This is a genomic window from Maribacter sp. LLG6340-A2 (assembly GCF_045057105.1).
In the GTDB taxonomy this organism is placed as follows: Bacteria; Bacteroidota; Bacteroidia; order Flavobacteriales; family Flavobacteriaceae; genus Maribacter.
The window spans coordinates 1,228,241-1,244,872 of sequence record NZ_CP159332.1; the positions used below are offsets into that span (position 1 = coordinate 1,228,241).

At 38.6% G+C, this 16,632-nt stretch carries 16 protein-coding genes and 1 tRNA gene; 7 read left to right on the forward strand and 10 right to left on the reverse strand.

What is annotated here, in order from left to right:
- Positions 1-76 precede the first annotated feature (76 nt).
- The 6 genes from ABVM52_RS05190 to ABVM52_RS05215 are packed head-to-tail and all read right to left on the reverse strand — an operon-like array spanning position 77 to position 5,603.
- The gene (locus ABVM52_RS05190) at positions 77-1,303 is read right to left on the reverse strand and encodes a hemolysin family protein (protein ID WP_405385102.1); all 1,227 of its coding nucleotides are present in this window, start codon (positions 1,301-1,303) and stop codon (positions 77-79) included.
- A gap of 59 nt (positions 1,304-1,362) precedes the next feature.
- Positions 1,363-1,572 carry a hypothetical protein gene (locus ABVM52_RS05195; protein ID WP_405384350.1) on the reverse strand — a complete coding sequence of 70 codons (210 nt, stop codon included), beginning with the start codon at positions 1,570-1,572 and terminating at the stop codon, positions 1,363-1,365.
- Entirely contained in the window at positions 1,565-2,167 is a 603-nt protein-coding gene (lptC, locus tag ABVM52_RS05200; protein ID WP_405384351.1) for an LPS export ABC transporter periplasmic protein LptC, read from the reverse strand. Before lptC ends, ABVM52_RS05195 begins: the two co-directional genes overlap by 8 nt.
- 5 nt (positions 2,168-2,172) lie before the next feature.
- The gene (locus tag ABVM52_RS05205; protein WP_405384352.1) at positions 2,173-3,546 is read right to left on the reverse strand and encodes a tetratricopeptide repeat protein; all 1,374 of its coding nucleotides are present in this window, start codon (positions 3,544-3,546) and stop codon (positions 2,173-2,175) included.
- A gap of 41 nt (positions 3,547-3,587) precedes the next feature.
- Positions 3,588-4,874: a hypothetical protein gene (locus tag ABVM52_RS05210; RefSeq protein WP_405384353.1), complete on the reverse strand. Its 1,287-nt coding sequence runs from the start codon at positions 4,872-4,874 to the stop codon at positions 3,588-3,590.
- Positions 4,875-5,603, reverse strand: coding sequence for a type III pantothenate kinase (locus ABVM52_RS05215; protein WP_405384354.1), 729 nt, complete (start codon positions 5,601-5,603; stop codon positions 4,875-4,877). It lies immediately after the preceding gene.
- 100 nt (positions 5,604-5,703) lie between these two features.
- On the opposite strand from ABVM52_RS05215, the gene ABVM52_RS05220 reads away from it, so the two are divergent.
- Positions 5,704-5,776 (forward strand) — tRNA-Phe (locus tag ABVM52_RS05220).
- A gap of 186 nt (positions 5,777-5,962) precedes the next feature.
- Here the strand turns inward: ABVM52_RS05220 and ABVM52_RS05225 are convergent.
- The gene (locus tag ABVM52_RS05225) at positions 5,963-7,546 is read right to left on the reverse strand and encodes a glycoside hydrolase family 32 protein (RefSeq protein WP_405384355.1); all 1,584 of its coding nucleotides are present in this window, start codon (positions 7,544-7,546) and stop codon (positions 5,963-5,965) included.
- Positions 7,547-7,571: 25 nt separating this feature from the next.
- Here ABVM52_RS05225 and ABVM52_RS05230 point away from each other — a divergent pair, with 25 nt between their 5' ends.
- From ABVM52_RS05230 to ABVM52_RS05245, 4 genes are read left to right on the forward strand one after another with little or no spacing between them, the layout of a single operon-like run.
- Complete coding sequence (locus ABVM52_RS05230) at positions 7,572-8,108, forward strand: rhodanese-like domain-containing protein (RefSeq protein WP_405384356.1); 537 nt, start codon at positions 7,572-7,574, stop codon at positions 8,106-8,108.
- A gap of 30 nt (positions 8,109-8,138) precedes the next feature.
- Entirely contained in the window at positions 8,139-8,816 is a 678-nt protein-coding gene (locus ABVM52_RS05235; RefSeq protein ID WP_405384357.1) for a TIGR04282 family arsenosugar biosynthesis glycosyltransferase, read from the forward strand.
- Entirely contained in the window at positions 8,813-9,628 is an 816-nt protein-coding gene (locus ABVM52_RS05240; RefSeq protein ID WP_405384358.1) for a purine-nucleoside phosphorylase, read from the forward strand. Before ABVM52_RS05235 ends, ABVM52_RS05240 begins: the two co-directional genes overlap by 4 nt.
- Before the next feature lie 34 nt (positions 9,629-9,662).
- Positions 9,663-10,373 carry a TIGR04283 family arsenosugar biosynthesis glycosyltransferase gene (locus ABVM52_RS05245; protein ID WP_405384359.1) on the forward strand — a complete coding sequence of 237 codons (711 nt, stop codon included), beginning with the start codon at positions 9,663-9,665 and terminating at the stop codon, positions 10,371-10,373.
- Between the two features lie 4 nt (positions 10,374-10,377).
- On the opposite strand, the gene ABVM52_RS05250 is transcribed toward ABVM52_RS05245, so the two are convergent.
- The 3 genes from ABVM52_RS05250 to ABVM52_RS05260 all read right to left on the reverse strand — a co-directional run bounded on the left by ABVM52_RS05250 (position 10,378) and on the right by ABVM52_RS05260 (position 13,303).
- Positions 10,378-11,472, reverse strand: coding sequence for an N-acetylmuramoyl-L-alanine amidase (locus tag ABVM52_RS05250; RefSeq protein WP_405384360.1), 1,095 nt, complete (start codon positions 11,470-11,472; stop codon positions 10,378-10,380).
- The gene (locus tag ABVM52_RS05255) at positions 11,465-12,472 is read right to left on the reverse strand and encodes a glycoside hydrolase family 113 (RefSeq protein WP_405384361.1); all 1,008 of its coding nucleotides are present in this window, start codon (positions 12,470-12,472) and stop codon (positions 11,465-11,467) included. The genes ABVM52_RS05250 and ABVM52_RS05255 overlap by 8 nt, the downstream gene beginning before the upstream one ends.
- 123 nt (positions 12,473-12,595) lie before the next feature.
- Entirely contained in the window at positions 12,596-13,303 is a 708-nt protein-coding gene (locus tag ABVM52_RS05260) for a DUF547 domain-containing protein (protein ID WP_405384362.1), read from the reverse strand.
- 218 nt (positions 13,304-13,521) lie between these two features.
- Between ABVM52_RS05260 and ABVM52_RS05265 the strand changes: the two genes are divergently transcribed.
- Positions 13,522-14,868, forward strand: a complete 1,347-nt coding sequence (locus ABVM52_RS05265) for an NAD(P)/FAD-dependent oxidoreductase (RefSeq protein ID WP_405384363.1) — start codon at positions 13,522-13,524, stop codon at positions 14,866-14,868.
- Positions 14,869-14,878: 10 nt separating this feature from the next.
- On the forward strand, positions 14,879-16,462 hold the full coding sequence (locus ABVM52_RS05270) for a 4Fe-4S binding protein (protein ID WP_405384364.1): 1,584 nt from the start codon (positions 14,879-14,881) through the stop codon (positions 16,460-16,462).
- The last annotated feature ends 170 nt before the right edge of the window (positions 16,463-16,632 follow it).

Consider the following 16,632-nt stretch of genomic DNA (forward strand, 5'->3'; position numbering starts at 1 on the left):
TCGGGAGGCAAAACTACCATTTTTAATTGAAATAATAAAAACTAAAAAGCCTCCTAATTTATTGATAGATGCACTGTTATTCTTCCTCTAGAAGTTCTATGGAAACCAAATCTATTTTTGTGTTTGAGACTTCCAATACCGTAAACAGGTAAGGTGCGATCTTAAGTTCTACCTCCTTATCCGGAATTTCACCTAACGTATGGACTAAAAGTCCGCCCAAAGTTTCGTATTCATCAGAAACCGGAAGCTCCAACTTGTAATTTTCATTGATATAATCTACCTCTAAACGCGCGGAAAACAGGTAGTGACGCTCATCTACCCTTTCTTCTCTCAAATCTGTAGTATCATGCTCATCCTCTATTTCCCCAAACAGCTCCTCTACGATATCCTCTACTGTTACCAAGCCAGAGGTACCTCCATATTCATCTAGCACAACCGCAATACTTTTTCGCTTTTTGATCAGCACATTTAAAATATCCTGGATCAGCATGGTCTCCGGAACAAATTCTACCGGCAATAAGATACTCTTAATGGTCTTGGGCTTTTTAAACAATTCATAAGAGTGTACGTAACCAATAACATTATCTACGGTATCATTGAATACCAATATTTTGGAATAGCCCGTTTCTGTAAACAATTTTGCCAGATTTTTTGGTGTTTCGTGCATTTCTACCGCTACAATTTCGGTCCTTGGCACCATGACCTCTCTAGCCTTCACGGCCGCAAACTCTAACGCGTTCTGAAAAATCTGTATTTCCGTATCCACTTCATCCTCCTCCTCTACGGTTTCCATTTGTTCGGTAATGTAATCGCCCAACTCTAACTTACTAAAGGCCAGTTGCACCTCATCACCAGACGTACGGAATACATACTTTAAAATAAGATCAGAAATCCATATAATAAAATCTGAAATAAAAGAAAACAGCACGTAGAACAAGAAAGCAGGAATAGCCAATAATTTCAACAAGCTATTGGCATATATCTGAAACAACACCTTTGGAAGAAATTCTGCCGTAATTAAAATGACAAACGTAGATATCAACGTTTGGGTAAGCAAGCTGAACTCGGTAATCAAGATGCTTAAAAATGCATTTTCCGGTGCCATATCCGCAAACCAGTTCATAAGAATTTCTCCCATGAACAAGCCATAGATTACCAACGCTATATTATTACCAATAAGCATGGTAGCTATAAACTTAGATGGTTTTTTGGTTAACCTGGTAAGTACCATGGCCAAAAACCCATCTTGCTTTTTTTCTATTTCAATATGAATTTTATTCGCAGAAATAAATGCGATTTCCATTCCTGAAAAAAAAGCGGAAAATACCAAGGAAAGTATAATGATGATACTGGCTGTACCCACTACGTGTCTTTGTTGTTATCTTGCTTACGCTGTTCAAACTTTTTTCTATAACTTCTTCTGAACAGGAACATACCGATAGAGACTATGGCAAAAAATATGAAAAAATAGGCCGAGTTCCTATCTGTATTCCAATCGGTAAAAATCCTGTATATAGAAAAACCTGCAACTATGATATACAAGTATTCTGTGTATCTTAAAATATTAATCATCCTCTTCTTCTTTTATTAACATGAGACCATAAGTCTTATGTGCATTCAAAAATTTTAGGTCTTTTTGAATATCCATTCCTTCCCCATCCATTACGGTGCCATCATCTGGGTTGGTAAACTTAAACTTTTCTTGGGTAAAGGCCCATTCATTTCCACGATCATAATACAATTGGGTGGTTTCCAATTTTTTTCCATCATCGCTCTTAATCAATACATTGCCCCTTAAATCTACAATGGACGTTGCCGAATACAGGATACCATAATCTGCCTCTATAGTGGTCCTTTCATTTTTCTCATTAAAGATTTTCACTAAAAGTCCTTTAGGAAAAGTTTGATAAGGAAAAGATAGCTGATCATAGTTTTCTCTAATAGGTCCGGACATTATGGCCAACACCTTAGAAGTACCTGTATCTTCAGAACTCAATTTTACTGGAGTTTCTGTATAGGTCAGTACAAAATCTTCAACTACACCCCTTGGAAAAACTTTTTTTACCGCTTCTTCCCCAACCCTTTTGTAATTATCTCCACAGGATAAAAAAAGCATTGCCATGGTATACACCACGGCAATGCTTCTATAATTGAATATTTGTTTCATTTGTACTATAACGATGGAACCTTAACACTACCACCTACCCAGCAAGAGAAGGTAACAGTCTTACCTGCCATACCAGAACTAAAGATCATTTCTTTAGTTGGTGCCTTAGCTTGATAACTTGTAGCCGCCTGACTTGAAGAACCGCTTAATGAAGGGTCTACCCTACCAGCTTTTCTTGCCATATCCGCTGCTTTCCAATAAATTGCCCTTTTCTCAAAGGTTGTGCTACCACAAGCATTGGCACTTGTTGCATAAAGATTTGCAATCAACAAATATGCACGACCATTAGATGGGTTGGCATCAATTGCTTTCTGAGCGTATTTACGCGCCGTAGATTTGCTTCCTTTTCTCTTGTTGATCACTGCAACCTTATAAGCGATTTTAGATTTTTTATCATTATCCGTCTCTAAAGACAAAGCCTTGTCAAAATCTGCTAACGCTCCTTGAGTATCTCCATTCTTCATCTTTAACGTTCCGCCATATACATAAGCATCTGCAGAAGGGTCTAATGCCAATTGTGCCTCAAAAAGTTTTTGGAACATTGGATCATCCGTACATTCTTTGTTGAACATAAGACCAACCGCTCTTTTTACCCAAACAACATCACCTTTTTTCTCTTCAAAACTCTTTTCGTATAAAGGAATAAGGTTACTACAATCTGCTAAAGGACCTAATTTAGAATCGATACTTCCTGCAATTTTACCGTAATTTTCAGAGTAAGAATTATAAACCCTTAAACGAGATTTTTCCTTTGACGTCAATGTACCCGCCTCTTCTTTTGGTAAAAGTTTAGCAATTTTACCTGTAAGCTTTTCGTTTTCTACTTCAATCTTTTCGGTAACCGCATCATAAACGTCAAAAACTTCTTGCAAATCCTTTCTACCAGCTTTATGCTCATCAACTAAACTTGAGAAATAAATATATAACGCCTTCGGATTTGTAAAGTTTTCTTGATCCTGAGTAAAAGCTTCATTCAACATGCTGTACATTTTAGCATCGTCTGCCATTTTGTTATCGTACATCACCAATGCCTTATCTACCATAGTCTCACCCGGACTAGTTTTAGAGGAGAAATGCTTCAATTTATTGTCATAAAGACCCATTAGCTCATTGGCAACATTTTCCTTATCGGCATCTGAAGCCTTTTTTAATCTATCCTTAAGGATACGCTCACCATATACATAGATCGCATTATTTAACTGCGGACAAGTTTCATACACCATTTTCCATGGTTCGTAAGCCGCATCATAATTTTTAACTTTTGCATGTTCGGAAAATATAGACAGATTAGTCATACATTCAGGGTTCTGAGCCTGAGCATTACTTACCCCCATCATCCCAAGGAACATAATTGCCGTGAAGTAAAGTTTCGTTTTCATCTTTTTCTCTTTTTTAAGGTGGTTAATGTACTAAATTTTTATTAATTGATCTTTCTTTTTTGGAACCAGCGATCGTTCAATGACAGCCCTACATTAAGTTTAAAATAGCTTTCCTCTACTAAATTCGCCCTTGTAGTTCCCCTTCTTCCCAATTCAAATCCTAAATTAAGATTAGAGAAACTTCTTCCAAGTGGTAGACCTAATCCAAAAGTTATGCCAAAGTTATTTATATCTACATCATTTATTACCATACCGGTTTTATCCAAGCGTAATCCTGCGCGGTAAGTAACTCGTTTTAAGTAACTTGTAAATGAATCATGATCAGGAACCAAGAACATCCCCAACGCATAAGAACTTGCATCAACATAAGAAACGCTATCTGCACCAAGGAAGTCATTTTTAAAAGAACCCATTCCTTGAAAACTATATTCTCCCCCAACAAACCATTTTAAATCTTGCCCAAAGCCCAATCCTATAGTTGTGGTAGTCGGTATTTTTAATTCTGTATTCCTTAAGTTCTGTGCGGCCAGATTTACATTGATCTCTTCAATATTACCACCCGTGGCAACAGAAAACGAACCTATATTCCTTGTATTCTCTGATACTAAATTACCTTGTGTATTGACACGTACGGAGGAATGAAATCTATATTTATCGTTGATCAACGGGGTATAATTCAACGCGTAATTAAAGTCAAAACCATTTACTCTTGAACTTCTACGATCAAATGTCCCAAATTGAATATCCTCTATCTGCTGCAAACGTTGACTGTCTAACGTACCAAAATTAAAATTCACAGTAGCCCCAATACTAAGATTTTTCAATACTTCATAACCAACGCTATAGAAAACACGGTTTAGACCACCTTCCCCGGTATAGACATTGACCAAAGAACCATTTACATTGTCCTGTTCATCTATTAGATTGTAGCCTACCGATGAGTATGGCATAATACCAAAGCTCATACCTAGACCTTTTCCCAAACTAAAGCCCAAGGCCAAATAATCCAAACTGGTCACAGAGGTTTTCTCCTCTCCTAGATTGGTCTTTAATTGATATTGTTTATTAGAAACGCCAGCGGTATAGGTAACAAGGCCTGTCTTGTTCATGACCTCTAGTCCCAACTCCCCCAAGGCGGCAGGATTTTTTAAATTTAAATGGATACTATCTGCATACACACCAATACCCCCCATCATTTGATTTTCTACCGTTCCGGCATTCTTTAAATCGCCGATTCCAAAAAAAGAATAGGGAGAAACAGTACCATCTTGAGCATACATACCAACGGTGGTCATATACACTATTGCAATTACAATTTTTCTGATCATTTAGTGCTTGTTGTATTCTAGCAAATAATTAAGCCCTTTCAGGAGAAATTTAGAATCCGCAAATATGGTATTTTTTACCCGTTTAGACAAAAATTGTGTATCACCCCCTGTTAAAATAACTGTTAAATCTTTAAAACGACTGTTATATAGTTCAATTATTCCGTTTAATTCAAGCTCCACTCCATACAACACACCACTGTGCATACAGTTCTCCGTAGAGTTTCCTATATAGTCCAACAGCTCTGTTTTTTCCAACAATGGAAGCTTTGCCGTTTGGTCATGCATAGCATTGTACCGCATTTGTATTCCCGGAGAAATGGCCCCTCCTAAATATTCATCAAAATCATTCAACATATCATAAGTAATACACGTACCCGCATCAATGACCAAAGTATTGCTATGCGGTTTACGGTAATATGCAGCCGTCATCAAAGCCAAACGATCTACTCCCAAACTTTGAGGCGTGGCATAAGAGTTCTTAAAAGGCACTTTTGAGGTATGGGAAAGCTCATGAAGTTCACAAAAAACGGCTACGACCTTAATTTTTTCCTTGGAAAGGGAACCCACGTTAGAAATTATTGCAGCTTCTACAGTTGGGAATTCTTGGAACAGTTTTTTTACCCCTTGCACAAAATCTTTTTGCGCAACGGTCTCTATATGAACAACTTCCCCCTTATTAAATATGGCTAATTTTACACTGGTATTGCCAGAATCTATTATCAAATTCATACTACAAAGATTAAAAAATAAAAAAACAATCTTCTTTTTTTATGATTTAGTTTGTTTATCATAAAATTGAAATTATATTTGCAGCCGCTTACAGCGACATGGTGCCTTAGCTCAGTTGGTAGAGCAATGGACTGAAAATCCATGTGTCCCTGGTTCGATTCCTGGAGGCACCACAAGAAATCCTTACTTAACGGTAAGGATTTTTTTGTTTTAACACCTATCTAATTCCTGATTCAAAATAGTAAAGCGATACCTAACTCCACCCAAAGATTGGGTGGTGAGAACAGTGTGATAACCAAAACCACCAAGGTAGGTGACAGGCTTCAAATTATCTCCAAAGAAATGGCACTGTAAAAAACTTAATCCCAAATACGTGCTACCTTGTGCTCCTTAAAGTCCTTGATGACCAGAACTTCTCCAGTATTATTGACTATGGTCAATGCCGTATAATAATCATTGGGGAAAATCTGGTTGGTCATTACATATTGGCCTTTGTTCAAAAACAATTCTATGGATGAATGGTCCAATAACATGAGGACCTCCACAGGTGTCTCTGGCAAATTGGGTATGGGCATCTGTTGTGTGCCAGAGGTGAACTTATCACTAAAATCTATTAAGCCCGATTTACCTCTGTTCAACTCCACAATTTTCTTTTTCCCGTTAATATCAATAGCCAAAGTATCCCCCGCCTCATTACTAAAGTACATTTGCACATTGGGGTCGTTCAACGTAAACTCTATCTTACTTTGGTTACTATATTTTAATGGAATTATTTTCTTCAGCTCATTATGAATCTCCATTTCAGCCTCGGGCATTGCCATGGTTACATATTCATTTAAGCTCTTAATTGGATAATTACACAATGTTAATGCATCGTCAACTTTACGAATCGTTAATTTTCTGGGTACCGTCATGGCACTACGCCATTTTTTGGTGGGGGTATCTCTGGCATAATCCCAATTGCTCATCCATCCTATAAAAATCCGTTCATTGTTCGGTGTATTATTATAGGTTACGCCCGCATAATTGTCTCTCCCTAAATCTATCCATTTATTCTTGGTCTGCTCGGTAGTAAAGGTAGTGCCATCAAAATCCCCAATAAAATATTGGGTTCCACTACCCCCATTTGGAGCTCCGGGGTTTATACTGATCAAGAGCACCCATTTTTCTTCATTACTACCTTCAATTTTTAAAGGGAATAAATCCGGACATTCCCAAACGCCACCATGCGCTCCTTTATCCTTACCAAATTCGCTTACTTTTTTCCATTCCTTTAAATTGTTGGAATTCCATATTTGCAAGTGGTCTCCGGCCACCAATAGCATGGTCCATTTTTGTTCTTTTTCGTTCCAAAACACCTTAGGATCCCTAAAATCCTTAACTCCATCATTTCCTATGACCGGATTACCTTCATATTTGGTCCAGCTATTACCATCATCTAAACTATAGGCTATGCCCTGTGTTTGAAAATCTTTTCTACCGGCCTTTTCCCCTTCCCTATCATGATACGTAAAAATAGCCACCAATGCCGGGTTATCCTCCGTACCAAAACCAGAGGTGTTCGCGGTATCCATTACAGCACTTCCAGAAAAAATATAACCGTGCTTATCAGGAAAAAGGGCAATGGGCTTATGTTCCCACTTTATTAAATCTTTACTTACGGCATGCCCCCAATGCATGGGACCCCAAACAGTACTATCTGGATAATATTGATAGAACAAATGATAATTACCGTTGTTGTAGACAAGTCCGTTTGGATCGTTCATCCATTTCTCTTGGGGCGAAAAATGAAATTGCGGCCTATAGGGTTCCGTATAATATCCAGAGGTCTCTATCTTCATTTGGTCTTCTATTTTTTCCACCTCTTGTTTACACCCGTAAATGCTGACAATAATGCACAACAACAAGAATTTACATTTATCTTTTTGCAAAACTTTAACCATATTACTCTATTTAAAACTATAAATCTTGGACACTAAAAATAGTACCTTTACCGCTATGAAGTTACTTAAACATGCATCATTTTTTAGTATCATCTCTCTGTTTTTCCTATCCAACGCTGTCATAGGGCAAACTAAACTGGAACGGGTATTAAAAAATTGGAACAAAGAAAGTATACCTTATATCTACCCTGAAAATTTACCAATGAACGACGCTATAGTTTATGTAGACACAAGGGAAAAAGAAGAATATGACATTAGCCATTTAAAGAATGCCGTATGGGTTGGTTATTCTAATTTTAGTGAGGAAAACGTATTGCAACAGATACCCAATAAATCTCAACCTATTATTGTGTACTGTAGTATAGGTATACGTTCAGAAAATATTGGCGAACAATTAAAAGAACTTGGATATACTAAAATCCTTAATCTTTATGGGGGTATTTTTGAATGGAAAAATAAAGGCGGTTTAGTTTATAACAATGATAATACCGTAACAGACAGTGTTCATGCATTTAGCAAACATTGGGGCAAATTGTTAAAAAAGGGAATAAAGGTTTATTAATTAAGGGTTAGGACAATTAAAAAAAATACTTTGGGAATACTACAGAACAATAAGGTAGAGCGCGATGAGAAAATAATTGATTTTACCTTAGCAAATTCTAAGAACCTGTTGCTCATATTTACCAGAAATCCAGAATTGGGCAAGGGAAAAAGACGTTTGGCCGCCACCGTGGGCGATAAGGCCGCGCTAGCTATTTATGAATTTCTATTACAGCATACCGTATCAATTACCCGTAATCTCTATGCCGAAAAGCTCGTATATTATTCAGAAGAAATATGGGAAGAGGATATTTGGGATGCTAGCAAATATGGGAAAAGAGTACAGCAAGGAAACGATTTGGGAGACCGCATGGCCAATGCCTTTAAGGACGGATTTGAAAGCGACTTCAATAAAATTATTATTATTGGAAGTGATATGTACGATCTTTCACAAAATGATCTAGAAGAGGCTTTCAAAGCCTTGGACAAGAAAGATTTTGTTATAGGTCCCGCCCAAGACGGGGGGTATTATCTGCTGGGCATGAAAACATACAAACCAGAATTGTTCAAGGATAAATCCTGGGGTACCGAAACAGTACTAAAAGACACCCTTACCAATTTAAAAAATGAAAACATAGCACTACTGGAAGAACGAAACGATGTAGATTATTTTGAGGACATAAAGGATATTGAAGCCTTTCAACCTTTTTTAAAACATATAAAATCATGACAAAGGAACAATTATTAGAATCTGTAGCCTATTTAAAAAACAAAGGATTTGACCAACCAGAAATAGGTATTGTACTTGGTACCGGCCTAGGCAAGTTAGTTGAACATATAGAAGACCCTATAGACGCCCATTATAACCATATTCCATTCTTTCCGTTGGCAACCGTAGAGTTTCATACGGGCAAGTTGGTGTACGGAACCATATCCGGAAAAAAGGTTGTGGTCATGCAGGGGCGCTTTCATCTATATGAAGGATATGACTTTTTGGATATCACCTACCCCATAAGGGTCATGCATATGTTGGGTATTACAAAACTCTTTATTTCCAATGCTGCTGGTGCCGTAAACCTAGATTTCAAGAAAGGGGATATGATGTTGATAGAAGATCATATCAACTTACAGGGCGGCTCTCCTTTGGCATTCAAAAATGTAGGGGAATTTGGCGAACGCTTTGTAGATATGTCAGAACCTTATGATGTGGCTATGCGTAATAAACTGATGGATATTGCCAAGGAAAACGATATATCCCTAAAATCTGGTGTTTACGCCTCTGTTGTTGGGCCGCAGTTAGAAACCAAGGCAGAATACAGAATGATAAAATTAATTGGTGCAGATGCCGTGGGTATGAGCACCGTGCCAGAAGTTATCGTAGCCAACCATCTTTCTTTGCCCATTGTTGCTGTATCCGTATTGACCGATGAATGCGATCCGGACAACCTTAAACCTGTAGATATTGCTGAAATTATTGAAATTGCGGAGCGCACAGAACCCAAAATGGTAAAACTTTTTCAAGAATTGATTAAGCAATTATAAGCTTATTAATTTTCCTTCAAAATATAGGAGTTTAATGAACAGGAGTACTTTTGAGCCATCTATAAGTATTATTATACCCGTTTTAAACGAAGCGGAGTATATGGCCAAAGTACTCCTGACCATTTCCAAAAACTCGGTTTCCGGACAAATACACGAAATTTTGGTGGTAGATGGGGGCAGTACGGACACCACGCCTACCATTGCCCTTGCCCATGGTGCCAAATTAATCTATGGCAAAAAAAGCCGTGCGGCACAAATGAACCTTGGGGCGCAGCAAGCCACCGGTACTATTTTATATTTTCTTCATGTAGATTCATTGCCGCCCAAAGGCTTTGACCGCTCCATTCTACAAGCCTTTAAGGAAGAAAAAATGGCGGGTTGTTTTCAAATGCGATTTAATAGTTCAAGTAGGTTCTTAAAATTTTTTGCCTGGTGTACCAAAATCAACCATGAAATTTGTCGCGGGGGCGACCAATCCTTATTTGTGGACAGGAAACTGTTCTTTAATTGTGGGGGTTTTGATGAAACTTACACGATCTACGAAGACAATGAATTTATACAGCGTTTATATAAGCGTGTGCCTTTTACCATTCTTCCTTCAAAAGTGACGACCTCTGCTCGTAGATATGAGGAAAAGGGAATTGTTCGTTTACAATGGCATTTTGGCATTATACACCTTAAACATTATTTAGGAGCAAGACCCAACGACCTGTATCATTATTACAAAAAGCACATAATGGTATAAATCCTTATTTTTCTTCGTAATCCAATAATATTCCTTCACTGATCCATTTTGCCAAAGCCTGACGATTATCAGGATCTACAATTCGTTTTTGATCCTTGGCATTTCTAATATTTCCTATTTCAATAAAGGTCATTGCCGGATGGGTTTTCTTTACTAAATATAACGATGTACGGTCCTCAAATGTACCGGCATAGGTTCTATTGGGCTGAAATTTTTTATACTTGGCCTCAAAGGTTTTATGAATACTCTCCGCCAATTTTTTCCCGTTCTTGCTCTTTTCATGGTGATAAAAGAACACATCTATATTTTGGCCTTTACTTCTACTATCCACATGGGTAACAATTAAGCGTTGGTATTTTCCTTTGTGGTCTTTGTAAAGATCATTAACAATTTGCACCCGTTGCTTTAAACGGGCCACTTGGTTTAATGGTATCACCTTGTCCGGGTAGGCTACCTCATCATGGTCAATCTCCAAAATGTACTTATCACGTATACCATCATCTTCGTCTTGTATAATAATATAAACGGTAGCCCCATGAGCCATTAATTCCTTGGCCAGACGAAGGGTAATATCATAGGCGTACTCATCCTCCGCAATGGTTTTACCGGCATACGTACCCATTGCTCCAGGGTCTGGCCCACCATGGCCGGAAACCAAATAGTAGATCGTTCCCTTTAATCGTTCACTTTTTGCTATAATAGTTTTATGTTTTTCCCCAAAGAGCGAAAATTCTGAACTTTCCAATTTTTTAATATCGGTAGATTGTTTTTGTATGGAGTCTACAATGGCAACCGTATCTACTCCCATTCTGGGCATTATATATGTTCTCCCCGCCACCAGATGCACACTATCGGTTAAACGGTCACTGTTTATATAGATGAATTCATCCATAATATCATACGGATCTACCCCTTGTTTACGTAATAGCGAAAGAATACCATCACCAGGCTCTGCCGTAACGGTATTTAAGGAATCTTGTGCAACTACCATCTGCATTGCACCCAATAAAATAATCACATATTTTATCATGGTAAACGTAGAACAAAGGTTATGCCATTGTCCTTTCATTAAATTTGATACACGCTTAAACTTACTCACTATACTTTTTATAATTTTCCCGTATTACTTGTAACGAAGGCTTGTTCTGTGGGGTAAACCTGTTATCATTCTCACCACCTGCATTTTCATGATCGGCGAACCATTTCCATACATATCCGCCTGCAAACCATTCTTCGCTCCAAAATTCATCATAAATGGCTTTTTTACAATTTACTTGGGATATCATATTTGGTTGCTCCTCGGTACGGTCTACCAACCAAGGCTTCTTAGCGGTATAGTCCATACTCCTGTAGCCGTATTCGGTAAAAAGTACCGGCTTTTTCTTTTCAGTGCTCAACGTGGCCATCTTAATTTTCCAAGGCTTCCACCCCTTAACCAATTCCTTAACAGTGGGCGTTTTAGCTTCGGACAAGGGGAAATAGGCATCTACCCCTATAAAATCTAAACGCTCCCAGAAAGGCACTCGTTCAAATTCATCCCAGTTGGACGCATAGGTAAGCTTGCCCGTATAAATTTGCCGAATTTCACCAATCAAAGTATTCCAGAATTTTGGCCGTGCCAACACAAACTGTTCCAGTTCCGTTCCTATGCACAAGATATCTACCTTATTTTCTGCCGCTAAGCGGGCATAGGTCATAATAAAATCATGGTATGACTTTTCTAACTGTTGCCAATGCTCTTCAGTATCCATTTTAAGCTTTCCGGTAAACACCCCCTTGGATATCCATAATTGAGGTTTCATCATGACCGATACCCCGTTTTTATGCAACATTTCAATGTATTGCTTGGCACCTTCTTTGGTTTCGCCAAACCATTGCCGTTCCGTGTTAAAGGTAATCTGCGGATTATTTACCTCCCTTATAAACCCAAAGGGCATTACGGCCGCACTATTGGCATGAATATTTAAAACTTCCTTTACTTGCTGTTGTTCAATGGCTTCCCTTGAGGCCACAAAACTAACGCCGTTTATTTTACCTATTCCCTGCCCAACACATGCCATTTGCAAACTGCACAGGACCAGAAGCACCCATTTTTCCATATCGCTTATCTTGAGACCAAAATTATACTATTTAGCACATGATCCCAATACCCAACACACCCAAGAAAATGTTAAGAGATAAACAAAAACGGCATCCCTTTTTAAATTAAACCGCGGCCATGGTTATTTTTTGTTCAAATTCCAGTTGTATTCATAATATCCCAAATTGATATCTGCCGGAAGTTTAGCATCCCTATAGGTATTCAAAAAGGGAATAATACCTCCGGCCCGTTCAAAATCCTCCTTGTACCATTCAAACAATTGGGAAACCTGTACGTTATGATCATCTACCCTAATGAACATTGGGTCGTTCAATGCTTTGGTTGTCTGTTGCTGTAGCTGACTGCTCACCTTTTTTGGAGTATACGCTTCATTTATAATTGGTGGGCAACCCAACCCTGCACAGACCAAGGCAAAATGAAAACGGGTCTCATTAGGAAAGTTGGCCCTTAATAGTTCATTTTCTATTTCATTTAAAGTAATGCTCTTTCCTCCAACTTGATACCGCAACGTATCAAAAAAACCGTCTACTTCTAATGGGGAATTTATAGGATAATTTTCCACAATACCCTTTATGACCAAAAGATTGTACGTGTTGATCCAAAATGCCTGATATTCATTTGAATTTTGAAGGCCAACACTTGCGTTTTGCGCCAAATTCAATAATGTATTCAATGCTTCGGGTTGTTCTTTAATGGCCGTATAATCTACCCTACCATTGCTAACATGTTTGTTAAAAAACGCATCTGCCGCACTAAAAAACTCAGTGTTCTGGGCATGAGTTGAAATCGCACCCATAATAAAAAACCATAGTATCAAATAAAACTTCATATCAACATATTTTAACACCCTACACATTTTGTCGCAAATTGATTCAAAAACCAACAAGTACCTATCTTACCTAAGTGGGTTAACCTATCTACGCAAATAATGTTACCTTGGTTTCAATTGTGACTACAGCTTTAGATTTATTCTAAATTACCTAGTTTCAGTTTCCGCCTGTAAAGCAACGTACTTTTATTGCGACTAATATTTAAATTTACCATTCTATGGAGCATATCATCATTATTGGAAATGGAATATCTGGTGTTACCTTGGCCAGGCACATACGTAAACTTTCCGATAAAAAAATCACTATCATTTCTGCAGAGACGGACTATTTTTTTTCCCGAACAGCATTAATGTACGTGTATATGGGCCATATGAAATTTAAGCATACCCAACCTTATGAAGATTGGTTTTGGAAAAAAAACCGTATTGAGCTAATGACGGCGTATGTTGAAAAAGTAGCTACGGAGACCAAAGAAATCTATTTGGCCAACGGCACCTCACTATCCTATGATAAATTGGTTATTGCCACAGGTTCCAAGCCAAATAAATTTGGATGGCCGGGACAAGATTTACCCGGTGTACAAGGTCTGTATTCCAAGCAAGACTTGGAAATGCTGGAAAAAAACGCCCCCAACAATAACGTTTGTAAACGGGCCGTGATCGTGGGTGGCGGACTCATAGGCATAGAAATGGCAGAGATGTTACGTTCCCGTGATATTCCCGTTACTTTTTTGGTTCGTGAAAAAAGTTTTTGGGACGGAGTTTTGCCCAATGGGGAATCTTCAATGATCAATCAGCATATATTATCACATCATATAGATTTACGTTTAGATACCAACTTAAAAGAAATTGTACCCGATGAACAGGGCCGTGTAAAGGCCGTGACGACGGACAAGGGCGATACCATTTCTTGTAATGTGGTGGGTTTAACGGCCGGTGTTACCCCAAATATCGATTTCCTAAAAGATTCTAATATAGCGTTGGGAAAAGGGGTAAAAGTCAACCGATATTTGGAAACCAGCGCCCCAGATGTTTATGCCATTGGTGATTGTGCGGAACAACAGGAAGCCATAGGACAACGAAGACCCGTTGAGGCAGTCTGGTATACCGGTAGAATGATGGGAGAAACCCTGGCACAAACAATTTGCGGCAATCGTATCGCATACAATCCCGGACATTGGTTCAACTCCGCCAAATTTCTTGATATAGAATACCAAACCTATGGCTGGGTGTTCAGCGAACGGAACAAAAAGGCGTATGAAAAGCATTTTCATTGGAGACACCCCAAGGAAAACATCTGTATTACCGTAGCCTACCATAAGGAAACCAAAAAATTCTTGGGCATCAATACTTTTGGTATTCGTATGCGTCACGAAATTTTTGACCGATGGTTACGGCAAAGTAAGGATATAGACCATGTAATGACCTACTTAAAGGATGCCAACTTTGACCCTGAATTCTATACCCAATATGAAGATGCCATTGTAGCCAAATACAATGCGGAACATGATAAGAACATTGACCCTAAGAAAAAAAGTTGGAAACGAATTTTTAGCAAGGCTTAAGAACAAAAGAATGAAAACACTTCAACATCTAGGAATAGCTCTTTTTTTAGTAGGCCTTGGTATTTTTACCATACTACCGTTTATTGGGACATTTAAGGCAGACCATGCTCTAATGGACCAAATTATAAAGGAGAATTCCATAAAAAGCAATTTCCTGGTCAATGATCTAAAAACCCATGTGGCCGGCAAAGAATTTAACGGCGTACATCAATTATCTGGTATGGTGGTTACCGCTTTGGAGAACGCAAATGCCACACATAGAAAAAACAAGGAGTACAAGAAAATTGTATATGTAAAGGGAAGGGACCTTGCGGCTACCATTGCCAAAAAATCCGGCAAAGGGTTTATAGCAGAAAATAAAGGCTTCATGTGGTTTTTAACATTTGGACTAGGCATTATTGGTGCTTTACTTTTTATACTACCCCAAGTAGTTTTATTAGGCCCCAAGGGCATTAAAAATGATGGGGTGTACCACCAAAGTTCTACCAATAGGGGGTGGATCGCCTGGCTGGTATTTATCTTTTTGGTCTCTTTTTACCTGGTACTTTATTTTAGACCGGAGTATGCCACCAATTGGACCTATTTGGTAGACCCCATTAGCAAGAGTTTAAGTGGCAACCCTGCCGGGCATTGGTTTGTGTACGGGTTTATGTACTGCGTTGTTATGACCGTAATGGCCGTACGTATGTATATTAAATACCGGCATAACATTTACCAAACGGTACGGACTACCTCTGTACTTTTCTTTCAGATTGTTTTTGCTTTTTTAATCCCGGAAATAATGGTGCGCTTGCAAATGCCCTATTATGATTTTAAGAATGCTTTTCCGTTAGATTATGATTTCTTTTTTCAATGGAACTTAAAATCGCTCTTGAACAGTGGCGGAATTGGTATTTTCATTCTTTTCTGGGGTACTATACTAACCTTAGTCATTGTACCCGTAATGGTCTATTTTTTTGGCAAAAGATGGTACTGTTCTTGGGTCTGCGGATGTGGGGGATTGGCAGAAACCTTGGGTGACCCTTACCGGCAGCATTCAAACAAATCGCTTTTTGCCTGGAAGGTAGAACGATGGCTCATACATGGTGTTTTGCTCTTTGCGCTGGTCATGACCGGTATGACCCTTTACAGCTTCTTTAGCGAAACGGGAACGGTACTTGGCATTAAGACCCAAAGCGTTCAAAATGTATATAGTTTGGCTATTGGCTCTATTTTTGCCGGGGTCATAGGAACGGGATTTTATCCCATTTTCGGGAATAGGGTGTGGTGCCGCTTTGGCTGCCCACTTGCCGCCTATCTAGGTTTTGTACAACGGTTTAAATCGCGCTTTAGAATTACCACCAATGGCGGACAGTGCATATCTTGCGGCAATTGTTCTACCTATTGTGAACAAGGAATAGATGTAAGGGCATACGCCCAAAAGGGAGAGAACATCATACGATCCAGTTGTGTGGGTTGCGGTATTTGTTCCGCAGTTTGTCCAAGGGGTGTACTTAAATTGGAGAACGGACCAGAAGAGGGACGCATAAATTCTACCGAGGTACTACTGGGCAATGATGTGGACCTTATGGATTTAGTAAATAAAAAACAATAATCATATTTAATACCCAGACGCAAATATTTATGTCACAGCACCATCCGTTTTATTTATCTATACCTAAACATGGTTTTATATTGATGCGTTTTTTTGTTCTGTTCCTGTTACTCCACATACCTAAGAAGTATCCGCAAAAAAATAAGCATGGAACTGTAATACCCCTATTG

Coding starts and splice junctions, on each gene's coding strand:
- ABVM52_RS05190 (WP_405385102.1), bottom strand. CDS start 1,303: ATGGAAATCGCATTTATTTCTGCGAATAAAATTCATATTGAAATAGAA.
- ABVM52_RS05195 (WP_405384350.1), bottom strand. CDS start 1,572: ATGATTAATATTTTAAGATACACAGAATACTTGTATATCATAGTTGCA.
- lptC (WP_405384351.1), bottom strand. CDS start 2,167: ATGAAACAAATATTCAATTATAGAAGCATTGCCGTGGTGTATACCATG.
- ABVM52_RS05205 (WP_405384352.1), bottom strand. CDS start 3,546: ATGAAAACGAAACTTTACTTCACGGCAATTATGTTCCTTGGGATGATG.
- ABVM52_RS05210 (WP_405384353.1), bottom strand. CDS start 4,874: ATGATCAGAAAAATTGTAATTGCAATAGTGTATATGACCACCGTTGGT.
- ABVM52_RS05215 (WP_405384354.1), bottom strand. CDS start 5,603: ATGAATTTGATAATAGATTCTGGCAATACCAGTGTAAAATTAGCCATA.
- ABVM52_RS05225 (WP_405384355.1), bottom strand. CDS start 7,546: ATGGTTAAAGTTTTGCAAAAAGATAAATGTAAATTCTTGTTGTTGTGC.
- ABVM52_RS05240 (WP_405384358.1), top strand. CDS start 8,813: ATGACAAAGGAACAATTATTAGAATCTGTAGCCTATTTAAAAAACAAA.
- ABVM52_RS05245 (WP_405384359.1), top strand. CDS start 9,663: ATGAACAGGAGTACTTTTGAGCCATCTATAAGTATTATTATACCCGTT.
- ABVM52_RS05255 (WP_405384361.1), bottom strand. CDS start 12,472: ATGGAAAAATGGGTGCTTCTGGTCCTGTGCAGTTTGCAAATGGCATGT.
- ABVM52_RS05260 (WP_405384362.1), bottom strand. CDS start 13,303: ATGAAGTTTTATTTGATACTATGGTTTTTTATTATGGGTGCGATTTCA.
- ABVM52_RS05265 (WP_405384363.1), top strand. CDS start 13,522: ATGGAGCATATCATCATTATTGGAAATGGAATATCTGGTGTTACCTTG.
- ABVM52_RS05270 (WP_405384364.1), top strand. CDS start 14,879: ATGAAAACACTTCAACATCTAGGAATAGCTCTTTTTTTAGTAGGCCTT.